Below are 13,428 nucleotides of genomic sequence, written 5' to 3' on the forward strand. Positions count from 1 at the left end.
GCGGCGGCTACTCCGTAGACCCCTAATTCCCGCTTCCCGATGGCCCCGAGGGTCTCAGTGACTGCTGGTGTCACCGTGGCTGCGGACGATCTCCTTCACTTTGGCGACCGCGAATCCCCATCCTTGCTCGACCGTCGGCTTGGCGGGCACGGCGATCTCGTCAGGGTTGGTGAGCACGTCGAGCAGCACCGGCCCGGGGCTGTCGAAAGCGCGGCGTACGGCCTTCTCCAGTTCGGCCGGGTCACTCACCCGGATGCCGGTGATCCCCATCGCGGTGGCGACCGCCGCGAAGTCCGGGTTGTCCAGTACTGTGCCGAACTCCGGGAGGCCGGCCTGCTCCTGTTCGAGTTTCACCATGCCCAGACGACGGTTGTTGAAGACGATCAGCTTCACAGGAAGTTGATAGGTCTTGAGTGTCATCAGGTCGCCCAAGAGCATGCTCAGACCACCGTCCCCGCAGAAGGCCACGACCTGCTGTTCGCGGTTCAGGCATTGGGCGCCCAGTGCCTGTGGCATGGCGTTGGCCATCGACCCGAGGTTGTAGGAGCCGATGAGGCGGCGTTCGTGTCGCATTTCGACGAAACGGGAAAGCCATACGGTCGCCATGCCCGTGTCGGACGTGAACACGGCATCATCTGCCGCAAGCCGATTCACGGTGGCCGCCAGCGCCTCCGGACGGATGTCCTGAGTGCGGTTGTCGAGTGAGGAGCGAATACGGCCGATCAGACCCTTGTCGTACGCGGGATCCGCGAGCCGGAGCTGACCTTCGTGCCACCGGTCGAAGCGCTCACGCGCCTTTTCCAAGTGCGACCGGTCCCGTGCCCCCCGAGCCCCCGGTGCCGCTGCGGAGAGGTGGCGCAGGAGATCACGAACGGTAGCGCCCGTGTCACCGACGAGGCCGATGTCGACAGGTACCCGCCGCCCGATGTGTGCTGCCTCGCTGTCCACTTGGATGACGGTCCTACCCTGCGGATACCAATCCCGGTAAGGAAAGTCGGTGCCCAGGAGCAGGAGGGTGTCGGCGTCTTCGAGGGCTGCTGCGGCAGCCGGGTTGCCGATCAAACCGGTCTGGCCGACCTGGAACCGGTTGGCTGCGCCCTCGAAGCCTTCCTTGGCCTTCAAGGTGAGGACCATGGGAGCGGCCAGGCGGTCGGCCAGGGTCAGCACATCATCACGAGCGGCCCGGGCGCCCCTTCCCACAAGCAGCGTGATGCGCTGGGCACGGTCGAGGGTTTCGGCCGCTCGCCGCACGGCCGACTCGTCCGGTCGGCTGAGTGGGGCGTTCAAGGAGAACCTGGCAGGATGGTCCCCGCTCAGTTCCTGTTCCCCGAGGTCACCCGGCACGGTCAGAACAGCTACGCCCTTGCGGCCCAGAGCAGTGCGAACCGCGGTCTCCAGCATCTGCGGGAGTTGTTCCGGAGAGGTGATGGTGGCCCGGAAAACGGCCACGTCACTGAAGAGGGCATCGTTGTCGACTTCCTGGAAGTAGTCGCTGCCGAGCTCGGCAAGCGGCACCTGGCCGGCGATCGCCAGGACCGGGGTATGGCTCTTGGCTGCGTCGTACAGGCCGTTGAGGAGGTGGACGGAACCAGGTCCGACCGTGCCCATGCAGACTCCGAGGGTGCCGCTGAGCTGCGACTGGGCGCTCGCGGCGAATGCGGCAGCTTCCTCGTGCCGACATCCCACCCACTCCACGTCGTCGGTGGTACGGATGGCGTCGGTCAGAGGATTGAGCGCGTCTCCCACGACGCCGAAGACCTGGCGTACGCCAAGATCGCTGAGCGCGTCCACGATGACGTGCGCAACAGTACGAGCCACGTGAGTCCTCCAGATCAAACAGTGAAACGGTCGGGGTCGGCGGCCTTCCAGTCGGCCGCCCAGGACTGCGGAGGCTCGGCGAGAAGCCGTCCCGGCTCGAGCCACTCGTGTACATCTGCGTAGGAGCGCTCGGTGTGGGGGGCTATACGCCGGCGGAGCATGTGCGGGCGCAACTCGGCAGGATCGGTGACGCCCATGGACGCCATGATCTGCAGCGCACTGGATACGGTCGCTTCCTGGAAGCGCTGGACACGCGGTGCCTTGTCGCGGACGTCGAGAGCGCGGGCACGTCGTGGATCCTGCGTCGTCACACCGGTGGGGCAGGTATTCGTGTGGCACCGCTGGGCCTGGATGCAGCCGACGGCGAACATCATCGCCCGCGCCGCGTTGCCGTAGTCAGCGCCCTGTATCAAGCGTTTGACCAGATCAGTACCGGTGGCGATCTTGCCACTCGCCCCGACTTTGATCCTGTCGCGCAAGCCCGCACCGACAAGCGCGTTGTGCACCGTGAGCAGGCCCTCGGTGAGCGGTGCCCCCACGTGGTCGGCGAACTCCATGGGGGCGGCACCGGTGCCCCCCTCTCCTCCGTCTACGACGATGAAGTCGGGCGTCGTGCCTTCCGCCAGCATCGCCTTGCACACGGCGAGGAACTGCCGGCGGGATCCCACGCACAGTTTGAATCCTGTCGGCTTGCCGCCGGACAGCTCCCGCATCCTGGCGATGAACCGGACCAGTTCCCTGGGGGTGGAGAACGTTCTGTGGTACGGCGGCGAGATGACCGTCCGACCCTCGGGCACGTCCCGTACCTTCGCGATCTCGGCGTTGACCTTCGCACCTGGCAGGACGCCGCCAATGCCTGGCTTGGCCCCCTGAGAGAGTTTCAGGGAGACGCACTTGACGTGATCGTGCGCGGCCTTGTCGGCGAACTCGGCAGGATCGAAGTCACCGTCGCCGGTGCGGCATCCGAAGTACCCGGTGCCTATCTCCCAGATCAGGTCCCCGCCGGGCCTGAGGTGGTACTCCGACAGGCCGCCCTCACCGGTGTCCTGCGCGAAATTCCCCGCAGCTGCCCCACCGTTGAGCGCCAGGACGGCGTTGGCCGACAGCGAGCCGAAGCTCATCGCCGACACGTTGAGCAGCGCCATGTCGTAGGGGTGCTTGCAGTCGGGCCCGCCGACCCGCACCCGCGGCGGCGTCTCCGGCACCGGGCAGGGAGCCATCGACGGCACGAGGAATTCGTAGCCAGGCTGATAGACGTCCCGTTCGGTGCCGTACGGCTGCTCCGCGTCGGTACCCTTTGCCCGCTCGTAGACGAGGGTGCGGACATCCCGGTCGAAGGGGCGCCCATCGAAGTTCCGCTCAATGAAGTACTGCTGCAGTTCCGGGCGGATGCGCTCCAGAAGAAACCGGGCATGCCCCAGCACGGGATAGTTGCGCAGTACCGAATGCCGGCGCTGCAGCAAGTCGACCCCACCCACCAGCCCCAGCAGCGTGAGTGGGACAGCGGCCACCCACCACCAGGGCGAGAACCCGACCGCGGCCACGGCCGCCGCTATGCCGGCGGCCAGAGTGAGAGCGACGAAGACAGTGCGTATCACCCTTGGCTTTCTTGCCCTGGATCGGCGATCCACGCCTGCGATTTGACCCACACCTGAGGTGTCCGCGGCCTGGGTCGATGCAGTTTGCGGTTCAGAATCGTCCGGCGCATCGTCTGGGACACCAGCGGCGCGCTCGGAATCCCGCGTCGAGCGGATCGCCGTGATGGTCAGTGATGAACGCCGACAGCACAGGAGTGCAGCAGCTCACCGCTCCATGCCTACGCCACCGCCCCGGGGCGGGCCCCCACCGGTACGACTGGGGAAAGCATTTGCTCTTCGCTCATGGGCCTGTTGGCCCTGGGACGCGCAGGACACTGGTGAGTGGGGCCAGTACGCGCCATCCCATCGTTTCGTACAGGGCCCGCCCATCTGGCGTCGCGCCCAGCACGCCTGCTGTAGCCCCCTGCTCTGCGGCAGCTTCCGCGAGCCCGCGCATCACCACGCGGCCCAGGCCGCGGCGCTGGTGGGCCGGATCTGTCTCCACCTGGTCGACGACGGCGGTGGGGCCGGTGACAGCGATCTGTCCACGCGCGGCGAAAGCGCCGTCGGCCGTCCGCACCAGAGCGCGGGTAACGCCGGCACGTGTCCAGGTCGTCAGCTGATAGCCGGCTGGGATGGGGCCGGGGACCTGGGTGGGGGCGACGAGTAGGGAGGCGGACATCAGGTAGCCGGATCCGCCGGCGAGTTGCCAGCCCGGGGCCAGCCAGGGTTCGAGTGTTTCGGGTGGGACGAAGGCCTTCAACCAGACGCCGGGTGTGGTGGTGCGCTGGGTGATCTCTTGGACGGTCGCCTCGACCGCGGAGGACAGGACGTGGCGCATGACATGTCCGGGTAGGCCCACGTCGACGGTGAAGCCCCAGGGCGACGGCACAGGTTGGGCGGCACCGCGCGAGGCTGACCAACCGTGAACCCATGCCCGTACAGCCTCGTCCGTGCTTGCGAAAGGCAAGGCTTCCCCCTCATGCCAGTAACAGGTGCACCCCTCAGGTGATTATTACATCAGGAGGTCCACCGCGAGGGGAAGCTCGTCCCGGATGACCTTTGCAACGCTTCCTGGTCTCCCGCCTACGGCCGCTCGCCGACCCTGGTAGCGCAGTGACTCAGGCGGGGATGCCACGGTCCACACCGGCGGGGGCCGGCCGGCCGAGCAGTCTGACTTGCCGTCAAATGTTGTGCATCAGCATCCAGGTGGCGAACACCAGGAAGACCACCCCCGTCACCCGCTGCATGGCGTACCCCTTCCCCGTGGGTTCGGTCCCCTCAGGATTCTTGACCCAGCCCCGCTGCATTCGACTGTTCATCCGCCACAACAGCTGAGGACGGATGACCTGCACCAGGCCCAGAAGCAGGAACAGGCACATGAACACGATGAAGGCGGGGCTGGAACTGCCGCTGCCGGAGGCCACACGCACTATCGCACTGTGTTCCATGATTTCCCGCTCCTCTGACGTCTCCTCAGCAAACGTGCAGTCACATACGCGCCTTGACGTGTGCGGTCTTTCATGCGCGCAACGACGGTCAGGGCTTGTTTCGCCGACGAATCGCTACCGCGGCCAACACGAAGCCCAGCACGACGATCAGTACCTCCACCCACGCAGGGACGAAATCCGGTGCCCGGCCGCCCACCGCCGTCACGACCCACTCTCCGCCGGCCATACCCTTCCATTCCCTCGGTCGAGCCTCATGTGCAGCTTTGACGCGCGGCCGACGTTGCCGCCATCGCTGGTGGTCCGCCGTACGGTGTCACCGCGACGGACGACGCGCCTCGGACTCATCGCCGGTAGCGCCGCCCGGGGGCTCGTTCTGCAGCGCCGCGCGCATCGTGCGAAGCCGGCGGGTCTGCAGGTTGCCGTTGTAGATCATCCATCCGATGAAGACCACAGTGAGCACGGCCATGCCGATGGTCTGCCGTGGTCCGGCGGTGAGCGCGGTCAGCATGGTGATGGCACTGAAGAGCACCGCCAGGAAGACCAGCGCCGCCACGCGGTGCCGGCTTCGGTGCAGCCGCTGCCCGACCAGGTCGCGCATCGCGGTCCGCTCTTGCGGATCCGACGGCACCTCACCGGTTCGCAGCTTCCGGTCCAGTGACACGAGGCCGTTTGTCGTACCGCCCGCGGCCCGCTTCTCCCTGCGGCGCGCGACCAGCGCCACGCAGATCCCGCCAAGGGAAATGACCGCGGTGCGCACCACCACGGAGGGAAACGACCGCCCCGGGTACAGCAGCGTGATCAGGACACTGGCAGCAAGGACGGACAGAGCGATCTGCGCCCACAGGTGCCTCGCGAGGAACACGTTGATACGTTCCATGCCCGGCCTCCCTAGATCCGCTTCCTGGCCCGGACGGTCGTGAGCCGCATGGCGCACGCCACGGCCAAGAGGATCCAGGCCACCACGCAGTACGCCCAAGCCGTCGTCCCCGTTGCCGCACCGACCGAACTCGCCACCGCCCACACGGCCAGGACGAAACAGAGGGCGGTCCACGCGATGTCGGCGAACCGGACGCGTAGTTGAGCGCGCTGACGGGTGCCGGACTGCAACGTGCCGAGTCCAGTGACCTCGGCCCTCTTGCGCGGTTCCACGAAACGTCACTCCTCTCAGCCGGACTGGGTCTCCCGACTACCCGGGCCCTACGCACACACGCACCAAGTAGGCCTGCATATGCGGAAGTTGTTGATCCGTTTGCCTCTGATCGGAAAGCCACCCAAGGGCCTGTTCGACCCCACCATCGTTTGCCGAGGACCCTCGTTTGTGATGGATGGACGCGGGCACGAGCTGTTCACCGCAACAATGGCGAAGACCCTACGAGGAGGCGTGCCTCATGAGCGCAGGCGAAAAGGCCAAGGCGAAGACCGAGCAGGCTCAGGGAAAGGCCGAACAGGCTGTCGGAAAGGCCGTGGGGAACGACCGCATGGCCGCCGAGGGGCAGGCCAAGAAGAACACGGGTGACGCCCGCGAAGCCAAGGAAAAGGCCAAGGACGCCTTCAAGCACTGAGCCGCCCTCAGCGCATGAGAGGGGCTGTCCCGGGATGAACTGGGGCGGCCCCTCTTTCTCGTGTGCTCCGGAACAGCCGACCCTCCGAATACCGTCACCTGCTTGTGTCCGCAGCCTCCTGATCACCGGCAGCACACCTGGTCAATCGGCTGTGCGGCCTCCGACAGCTCACCTTTCGCCGTGTGGGCCGGCCGCCGTGCTCTAACCCCCTCATTCTCCGTCGATGGCATTCGACCCCCTCGCAGCGGACACCTGACAGGCTCCCCGCCTCGCCAACCTCCTCCATGTGTTTTGTCATGGGAGGTGGGGGCATTCGCAGCCTGCATCGAGGCGACGCGGGTATCGGCACCATGCTGCCCACGACGTTCCGCGGACGGGACCAGGCCGAATCAGATGACTAGGGGTTGGTCACGATGACCGTGGCACGGCAACAGGGCAGTGGGGGCGGCTCCAGCGGCCTGTACGACGTACTGGAGCTCATCCTCGATCGCGGACTCGTCATCGACGCTTTCATACGCGTCTCCGTCATCGGCATCGAGATCCTCACCATCGACGTACGGATCGTCGTCGCCAGCATCGACACCTACCTCCGCTTCGCCGAGGCATGCAACCGCCTCGACCTGGAATCCGGGCCCCGCAAACCAGCCGGCCTCACCGAACTGACGGAAACGCTGACCGAGTCCGGCGCCCGTGGCAAGACCAAGGGAGCCCTCTCCGGCGCCGCCGAAACCGTCTTCGGCGCCTACCAGCAGGCACGCGACGAGGGCAGAGCCCGTCAGAGCGAGCGCGCTGCGGACCGGGAAACGGAATGACGTGAATGGCGTGACGACTACGAGGGCTGACAGAGTCGTCCGCGCTCGCCCGCCGCAGTTCCAGGTCACTATCGGTGCACCGCCGCCGGACGGTCCGGGTAGCGGAAGGTGGTCTGTACCTGGTCACTGCTCTCCCTTTCGTCGATGCAGCGGTATCCGCTGACGGCGATGGTCTGCGTGCTGTCCGGCGGGGTGGAGATCATGGCCGTACGGGAGGTCCGCCCGGACTAGGCGGCAGGTGGGCTAGGGCTTCTGCGTCGGGTGCGTGCCCCCGCCGGCTTCTGAGAACCTGGTGACGAGGGGTGGTATCCCATGACCGGTTCGTGCGGCGAGCTGAATCCTGGCTTCGGGGACGCCGTTCTGCGTGACCTGGGTGCCGGTGTCTTCACCCTCGACGCGGCCGGGCTGATCACCTACGTCAATCCATGGGCGGAGCGTCTGCTGGTCCGGTCGGCGGCGCAGATGCTGGGGCGTGACGCGCATGATCTGCTCCACCGCAGCCCGGACGGCGGTCGGGTTCCGCCCGAGCGGTGCCTGCTGCGGGCTCCGCTCGCGGGCGGCACGGACGCGGTCGAAGGAAGCGAGGAGTACTTCCTGCGCGGGGACGGGGTCCTGCTGCCGATCATCTGGTCGGCGACGCCGCTGGTGCTTCGCAGTGGCGCGCCCAGCGGGCTGGTGATCGTCTTCAGCGACTTCAGCCTGCACCGGGACGCCGAAGACCGGGCGACCGCCCACACCGCCGCTCTGGAAGCGCTCACCGACCGGCTGAATCTCCTCTCGGAGGTTTCGTCGGTGCTCATGTCCCACATGGACGCCACCGTCGCCGTGCGCGAGCTGCTTCCCTTGCTGGTACCGGTACTCGGTCACTGGGCCGCTATCGACCTCGTCGACGCGCGATCCGGCGCCTTGCAGCGCGTCGCCGTGCGCAGCCCGGCCGATCCACGCCTCGCCGGGCAACTGACCGGCCCGCTTCCGCTGCCTGCGACGCAGCATCAGCCGGAGATCATCCGCGGCGACCGTCCGGTCCTGTTGCAGGCGACCGACATGCTGGATGCGGACGTGCCGCTCGCGACCACCCACCGGATCTTGTTCGAACGACTCGGCGGCCATTGGGCCACCGCCGTACCCGTCCGGTCCCGCCGGCGGTACTACGGCGTCCTGACCGTGGCACGAGCCGAAGAATCCCCTCCGCCGGCCGAGGCCGAGATGCGGCTGCTCGCCGACATCGGACGCCGTCTCGCGCTGGTGCTGGACAACCATCAGCTCTACGACGAGCAGCGCAATGTAGCAGAGACCATGCAACGCCAGCTGCTCGCCCCATTGCCGCAGGTCGACCACCTGCGCATGGCCGCCCGCTACCTGCCGGCGCAGCGCGCCCTGGAGATCGGCGGCGATTGGTACGACGCCTTCCTGCTCTCCGACGGCGTCATGGCCCTGGTGATCGGCGACGTGGTGGGCCACGATCTGCAGGCCGCGGTCCACATGGCCGAGGTACGGAACATGCTGCGCGCTCTGGCCTGGACCCACGTGGAACCCCCCAGCATGATCATGCAGCGGCTGGACGAGGCAGTGACCCACACCAGCGACGCACCCATGGCCACGCTGATCTTCGCCCGGATCGAAGGCCCGGAAGGAGGGCCTTGGCGGCTGCACTGGGTCAACGCCGGTCACCCTCCGCCGCTGCTGATCACGCGCGACGGAGGGACACGATTCCTCAGCGGCGGCCACGGGCCGCTGATCGGCATGAACACCACCTTGCACCTGGGCCTGACCTGGCCGGACGCGCGTGAGGAGCTACCGGCGGAGGCCACCGTCCTCTTCTACACCGACGGTCTGGTCGAGAGCCGGGAACGACCCATCGACGCCGGCATGGCCAGACTCCGCCACCACGCCTCCCTCCTGGCCAAGCGACTGCACGCCGGGACCATCGACGACTTCTGCGATGAACTCCTGCGGCGCCTCTCCCCTCACGGCGACGACACAGCCCTGCTGGCCCTGCGCCTCCCACCGGCCGGAGCCGGCGCCCGCGACGACCACAGTCCGCCGCCCCCACCGCAGGACCCTCACAGCCCCGCCGCCCCGGAACGGGCCGCTCCCGGTTCACTCCAGGAACAGGCTCCCGTCCAGGACCCCACACGAGCGACCCGCGAGGCCCTGGGCCCGCCGGACAGACCCGACATGTAGCACCCGCGTGACAGTCAGAAGCGTCGTCCTGGGATTACTCCGGGAGATACGTGAGGGCGGTTGTTCCCATGAACGCCGCCCTACGTCCTCTCGAGTCGTCCGCGAAGTCAGTAATTCAGGTGAGGCCACCCGGTCGAGTTGCCCGCCCTCTGGTGGGGGACGCGCGCCGTCCTGAGGTGATGGCCGTCCGAACGACCTGGCGGTACCTCGATCGCCGGCTGACGGCGGCGTGCACCACCATGTTCACCCCAGTACAGGACGCTACCGGCAGCCAGGGCAAAGCCGATTCCCGCGCCCACCAAGGCACCGAAGGCACCTCCCGAGGCGAAGCCGAGCACGGCTCCGGTCAGCAAGCCCGCCAGCGAGGCACGGATGAAGTACCTGCGAATCCTCTCGTCCACCACAATCACCGCCTTTCACAGGGCTCTCTGCCCAGCCCTCCAGCAACTAACCGGCGATTCGTCAGACCAGGTGAATGATCGGCAGTTTCGGCAAGGCCTGAAATAGAGGCCAGCAGACTGGGAAGGTTCCTCCTTCACAGACGGTCCGTTAATACCAGCTTGGCGAGAGCCAGTTACTGTCGCCTTTTCAGTTCAGGGGGGCGTCGCCAGGCCATCTCGAAGTCGACGGTCAGGTGTTGGAGCCGCCGCTGGTGTGGCGTTGTCCGGAGCGGCTGCCGTGCCAGTCCAGCACCAGGGTGGTGGCGTCGTCCGCCAGGGAGCCCCCGCACGCGTCGAGTACCGCTGCGGTCAGGGCTCTGACCACTTCGCGTGGGTGCTCGTCGCGGGAGTCGCGGACCAGGGACGGCAGGTCGACCGCGGCCGCGCGGCGTTCCCGCATGCCGTCGGTGAGCAGCACCAGTCGGTCGTCCGGCTCCAGCCGCAGCCGCTGCACCTCGTACCTGACGGGGGCGGGCACCCCGAATGGCAGGTTGACCTTGAGGGGCAGTTCCTCCACCCGGCCTTCGCGCAGCCGCAGGGGCCAGGGGTGGCCGGCGTTGACCAGCTCGCAGGCTCCGGTGTCCAGCTGAACTCGCAGTAGCTGGCCGGTGGTCATGCCGCGGGCGTGGCGGGAGAGCGCCCGGTGTGCGGTGTAGGCCTGATCGAGGATGCTGTGCCCTGCGCGGCGGGCTCCGCGCAGGGCGTTGACGGTCAGCGTGGCCAGCAGCGCGGAGGCCGTGTCGTGGCCCATCGCGTCGGTGATCGACAGGTGGAGGGTGTCCTGGTCGAGGGCGTAGTCGTAGGTGTCGCCGCCGATGTCGTCGGCCGGGGCCAGACCGCCCGCCAGGGTGAAGTGGGCCGCCTCGCAGCAGGACGCCGACGGCAGCAGCTGGTGCTGGATCTCCGCGGCCAGACTCATCGTGGTGGTGCGCCGGCCCCAGTGGTAGAGATCCGTGAAGCGGCGGTCGGTCACCACTATGTAGGCCAGCGCGTGCGCCGCCCGGCCCACCGCCTCATGTACCGCGTCGTCCGCGTACGGCACGATCAGCTCCAGGACGCCGATGCAGTCACCTCGGTTCGTCACCGGCGCCACCAGCCGGCAACCGCCCTCGACGTCCTCCTGGTGCAGTCGCTGGGACCGCAGCACCCGGTCGTAGACGCTGCCCGCCAGCGCGATCCGCTCCGCCTCGCCTCGCGCCTGGGCGGCTGTGCCGGCCCTCGGTAGCCGTACTGCTTCATGCCCGAGCATGTCGACGAACAGAAACGACACCTCCGCCGCCGAGAACCGCTTCTCCAGGTTCCGGGCGACCACGTCCACCGACTCCACCGGCGCGGCATCCTCCGCCGCCCGCAGCACCTCGTCCAGGCCCAAGCCCGCATCACCGGCCACAGCCACCTCCCCAGTCCACACCAACCGGGTTCCCGGCAGCCGGGGTATGGATGCGCCCGGCCGCGCTGCCGCGCGTAGGTCCGCAGTGGTTCGCGCGAGGACGCTGGGCACCGGCACCGGGCACCGGTCCCGAGCGTCGGGGCGGCGCACACCACTACCGCAAGCGGGTCATAACCGTTTAATATTCTCCGAACCTCTGCCGGAACTACGACGCTGCCCGCGTCGTGGTCACCGTTCGCCTCCCCGCAGGCACCCGGAAGGGGCTTCTTCATGACCTGCACTCCGAGCGAAGGCCCGGCAGGCTCCGACTGGCGTGATCAAGCGGCTTGCGTCGGAGAAGATCCCGAGATCTTCTTCCCTCTCTCAGACCTCGCGGCTCCGCATGCCGAAGCCACCCTGGCCCGCGCGATATGCCGCCGCTGCCCCGTGATCATCGCGTGCCGCACCTGGGCACTCGAGCACGGTGAGGACGACGGCATCTGGGGCGCCACGACGGCCGCCCAGCGCCGCGCCATCCGACGAGCGACCACAGAATCCCCGGCAGCGTCCAGGCGCCACAGCGACGGGCTGGGAGAGCCGTCCGAGTTAGCGGTCCGGATGCACGCCGTACCGCGGCAGCGCCTGCTCGGGAGGGCCCGCGTGGCCGGCCACCCCGGTTCGCGGGACGGCCTTGGTCAGGCGGCGCTCTTCTTATGACGCCGGCCGGCGCGGGCAAGGGCGTCGATGAGGTCCTCGCGGCTCATCTTCGACCGGCCCGGCAGCTCCAGCTCGGTCGCCCGCTGGTACAGGTCCGCCTTGCTCAGCTTCTGCAGCTCCCGTTTCCCGCTGGTCGCGGCGCTTCGGGAGCGGTTCGAGGTTGCTCCGGTCTTCTTCGGCGGCGCCTTCCGCGTCGGAGTCTTCGCCGCCCTGCCGGCCGCACCCTTGCGAGCGGTCCTGCCCGGCGCGGACGTCCGCTCGGCGGTCGGCTCCTCTCCCCCACTACGACCGGAGCGGGCGGCCTTGAGGCTGCCCTCGAGGACCTTCATCAGGTCGATGACGTTGGTCGCCTCGGGCGGCGCATCGGCCGTGGCGACCTCCTGGCCCTCTGCCTTGGCCTTGACCAGCTCACGCACCTTCTCCTGGTAGGTGTCGCGGTACCGCTTCGGATCCCAGTCGGTGCTCAGCGCGTCGACCAGCTGCAACGCCATGTCCACCTGCTTGCCCTGACCCGCCTTTCCGGAGGGCAGTTCGGGCAATTCCTTGCTCGGATCGCGGACCTCGTCCGCCCAGTGCAGGGTCTGCAGCACCAGCACCCTGTCCTCCGCGCGAAGGGCGGTCAGGTACTGCTTGTTGCGCATCACGAAAGTGGCGATCCCGACCTTGTTCGTCCGCAGCAGGGCCGCGCGCAACAGCTCGTAGACCTTGGTGTACTCCTTGCCACGGGGCGCGATGTAGTAGGTGCGATCGAAGTACACCGGCTCGATGGCGTCCAGGTCGACGAAGCCGGAGATCTCGATGCTCTGCGAACGCCCCGGCGCGACCTCATCCAGCTCGTCCGGCTCGACCACGACGTACTGGCCCTCGCCCACCTCGAAGCCCTTCACGATGTCGCCCGTGCCGACCTCGTCACCGGTGCGCTCGTTCACCCGTCGGTTGCGGATCCGGTCGGAGGTGCCGCGCTGCAGCTGGTGGAAGTGCACCGTGTGGTCCTCGGTCGCGGTGTACAGCCCCACCGGCACCGTGACCAGCCCGAACGTGATCACACCGGTCCAGATCGCCCGCGCCATACCCCTGCTCCGTCCCGGCCGTCCGGCCACTCCCGGCACGACGGCCGGTGCTGCGCGCCTTGCCTCCACGCTCGCACCGCCCACTCCTCCTCGCGCGCCGGGCGGCCAGGTCAGCCGCCCGAACGGGCCCCGACCGCAGGCGGCGAGGCGCCGTGACGTCGTAGCGGGCCGAATGTGCGCGTACACGATGCGTAGGGACGCGCCTGCGCCGGGGATCCCAGGTCCTTGCGGTGTCCGGCCGGGACTGGGACTCGTGCATCTGTCAAGCCCCGAAATGCAGTGCCGTGACGGGGCAGGCACGCGGCATGCCTACTGGATGCACCGGGGCCGCAGGACAGAGCGGCTCCCCCACGAAGGAGTCCCCCTCATGTCCCTCACCGCCCCCACCACCCCCGGCACCTCCCGTAAGCGGCGACTGGCCCTGCTGG

At 68.1% G+C, this 13,428-nt stretch carries 13 protein-coding genes; 4 read left to right on the forward strand and 9 right to left on the reverse strand.

The window, feature by feature from the left end; all coding sequences use genetic code 11:
- Nucleotides 1–54: 54 nt before the first annotated feature.
- The 6 genes from ACF08B_RS38760 to ACF08B_RS38785 all read right to left on the reverse strand — a co-directional run bounded on the left by ACF08B_RS38760 (nt 55) and on the right by ACF08B_RS38785 (nt 5,995).
- Entirely contained in the window at nt 55–1,818 is a 1,764-nt protein-coding gene (locus ACF08B_RS38760) for a thiamine pyrophosphate-dependent enzyme (protein ID WP_392321739.1), read from the reverse strand.
- A 14-nt stretch (nt 1,819–1,832) separates the two neighbouring features.
- On the reverse strand, nt 1,833–3,413 hold the full coding sequence (locus tag ACF08B_RS38765) for an FMN-binding glutamate synthase family protein (protein WP_392321753.1): 1,581 nt from the start codon (nt 3,411–3,413) through the stop codon (nt 1,833–1,835).
- Between the two features lie 283 nt (nt 3,414–3,696).
- Nucleotides 3,697–4,236: a GNAT family N-acetyltransferase gene (locus ACF08B_RS38770; RefSeq protein WP_392321740.1), complete on the reverse strand. Its 540-nt coding sequence runs from the start codon at nt 4,234–4,236 to the stop codon at nt 3,697–3,699.
- A 343-nt stretch (nt 4,237–4,579) separates the two neighbouring features.
- Nucleotides 4,580–4,846: a DUF6199 family natural product biosynthesis protein gene (locus ACF08B_RS38775; protein ID WP_392321741.1), complete on the reverse strand. Its 267-nt coding sequence runs from the start codon at nt 4,844–4,846 to the stop codon at nt 4,580–4,582.
- Between the two features lie 313 nt (nt 4,847–5,159).
- The gene (locus tag ACF08B_RS38780) at nt 5,160–5,723 is read right to left on the reverse strand and encodes a hypothetical protein (protein WP_392321742.1); all 564 of its coding nucleotides are present in this window, start codon (nt 5,721–5,723) and stop codon (nt 5,160–5,162) included.
- An 11-nt stretch (nt 5,724–5,734) separates the two neighbouring features.
- On the reverse strand, nt 5,735–5,995 hold the full coding sequence (locus ACF08B_RS38785; protein ID WP_392321743.1) for a hypothetical protein: 261 nt from the start codon (nt 5,993–5,995) through the stop codon (nt 5,735–5,737).
- A 239-nt stretch (nt 5,996–6,234) separates the two neighbouring features.
- Here ACF08B_RS38785 and ACF08B_RS38790 point away from each other — a divergent pair, with 239 nt between their 5' ends.
- Complete coding sequence (locus ACF08B_RS38790) at nt 6,235–6,408, forward strand: CsbD family protein (RefSeq protein ID WP_093471622.1); 174 nt, start codon at nt 6,235–6,237, stop codon at nt 6,406–6,408.
- 413 nt (nt 6,409–6,821) lie between these two features.
- On the forward strand, nt 6,822–7,220 hold the full coding sequence (gvpJ, locus tag ACF08B_RS38795) for a gas vesicle protein GvpJ (protein ID WP_392321744.1): 399 nt from the start codon (nt 6,822–6,824) through the stop codon (nt 7,218–7,220).
- Between the two features lie 68 nt (nt 7,221–7,288).
- On the opposite strand, the gene ACF08B_RS38800 is transcribed toward gvpJ, so the two are convergent.
- Nucleotides 7,289–7,423, reverse strand: a complete 135-nt coding sequence (locus ACF08B_RS38800; protein ID WP_392321745.1) for a hypothetical protein — start codon at nt 7,421–7,423, stop codon at nt 7,289–7,291.
- 109 nt (nt 7,424–7,532) lie between these two features.
- Here ACF08B_RS38800 and ACF08B_RS38805 point away from each other — a divergent pair, with 109 nt between their 5' ends.
- Complete coding sequence (locus tag ACF08B_RS38805) at nt 7,533–9,404, forward strand: SpoIIE family protein phosphatase (protein WP_392321746.1); 1,872 nt, start codon at nt 7,533–7,535, stop codon at nt 9,402–9,404.
- A 630-nt stretch (nt 9,405–10,034) separates the two neighbouring features.
- Here the strand turns inward: ACF08B_RS38805 and ACF08B_RS38810 are convergent.
- Nucleotides 10,035–11,234 (reverse strand): PP2C family protein-serine/threonine phosphatase, encoded by a 1,200-nt coding sequence (locus ACF08B_RS38810; RefSeq protein WP_392321747.1) that lies wholly within the window; start codon nt 11,232–11,234, stop codon nt 10,035–10,037.
- Nucleotides 11,235–11,504: 270 nt separating this feature from the next.
- On the opposite strand from ACF08B_RS38810, the gene ACF08B_RS38815 reads away from it, so the two are divergent.
- Complete coding sequence (locus ACF08B_RS38815) at nt 11,505–11,930, forward strand: WhiB family transcriptional regulator (protein ID WP_392321748.1); 426 nt, start codon at nt 11,505–11,507, stop codon at nt 11,928–11,930.
- Here the strand turns inward: ACF08B_RS38815 and ACF08B_RS38820 are convergent.
- The gene (locus ACF08B_RS38820; protein WP_392321749.1) at nt 11,909–13,000 is read right to left on the reverse strand and encodes a Ku protein; all 1,092 of its coding nucleotides are present in this window, start codon (nt 12,998–13,000) and stop codon (nt 11,909–11,911) included. The genes ACF08B_RS38815 and ACF08B_RS38820 overlap by 22 nt on opposite strands.
- Between the last annotated feature and the right edge of the window lie 428 nt (nt 13,001–13,428).

This window comes from Streptomyces sp. NPDC015139, assembly GCF_043079785.1.
GTDB classification, from domain to species: Bacteria; Actinomycetota; Actinomycetes; order Streptomycetales; family Streptomycetaceae; genus Streptomyces; species Streptomyces albidocamelliae.

Excerpts from the sequence above, each read along its gene's own strand:
- ACF08B_RS38770 (WP_392321740.1), bottom strand. The coding sequence starts at position 4,236 with ATGCGCCACGTCCTGTCCTCCGCGGTCGAGGCGACCGTCCAAGAGATC.
- ACF08B_RS38775 (WP_392321741.1), bottom strand. The coding sequence starts at position 4,846 with ATGGAACACAGTGCGATAGTGCGTGTGGCCTCCGGCAGCGGCAGTTCC.
- ACF08B_RS38780 (WP_392321742.1), bottom strand. The coding sequence starts at position 5,723 with ATGGAACGTATCAACGTGTTCCTCGCGAGGCACCTGTGGGCGCAGATC.
- ACF08B_RS38790 (WP_093471622.1), top strand. The coding sequence starts at position 6,235 with ATGAGCGCAGGCGAAAAGGCCAAGGCGAAGACCGAGCAGGCTCAGGGA.
- gvpJ (WP_392321744.1), top strand. The coding sequence starts at position 6,822 with ATGACCGTGGCACGGCAACAGGGCAGTGGGGGCGGCTCCAGCGGCCTG.
- ACF08B_RS38800 (WP_392321745.1), bottom strand. The coding sequence starts at position 7,423 with ATGATCTCCACCCCGCCGGACAGCACGCAGACCATCGCCGTCAGCGGA.
- ACF08B_RS38805 (WP_392321746.1), top strand. The coding sequence starts at position 7,533 with ATGACCGGTTCGTGCGGCGAGCTGAATCCTGGCTTCGGGGACGCCGTT.
- ACF08B_RS38815 (WP_392321748.1), top strand. The coding sequence starts at position 11,505 with ATGACCTGCACTCCGAGCGAAGGCCCGGCAGGCTCCGACTGGCGTGAT.
- ACF08B_RS38820 (WP_392321749.1), bottom strand. The coding sequence starts at position 13,000 with ATGGCGCGGGCGATCTGGACCGGTGTGATCACGTTCGGGCTGGTCACG.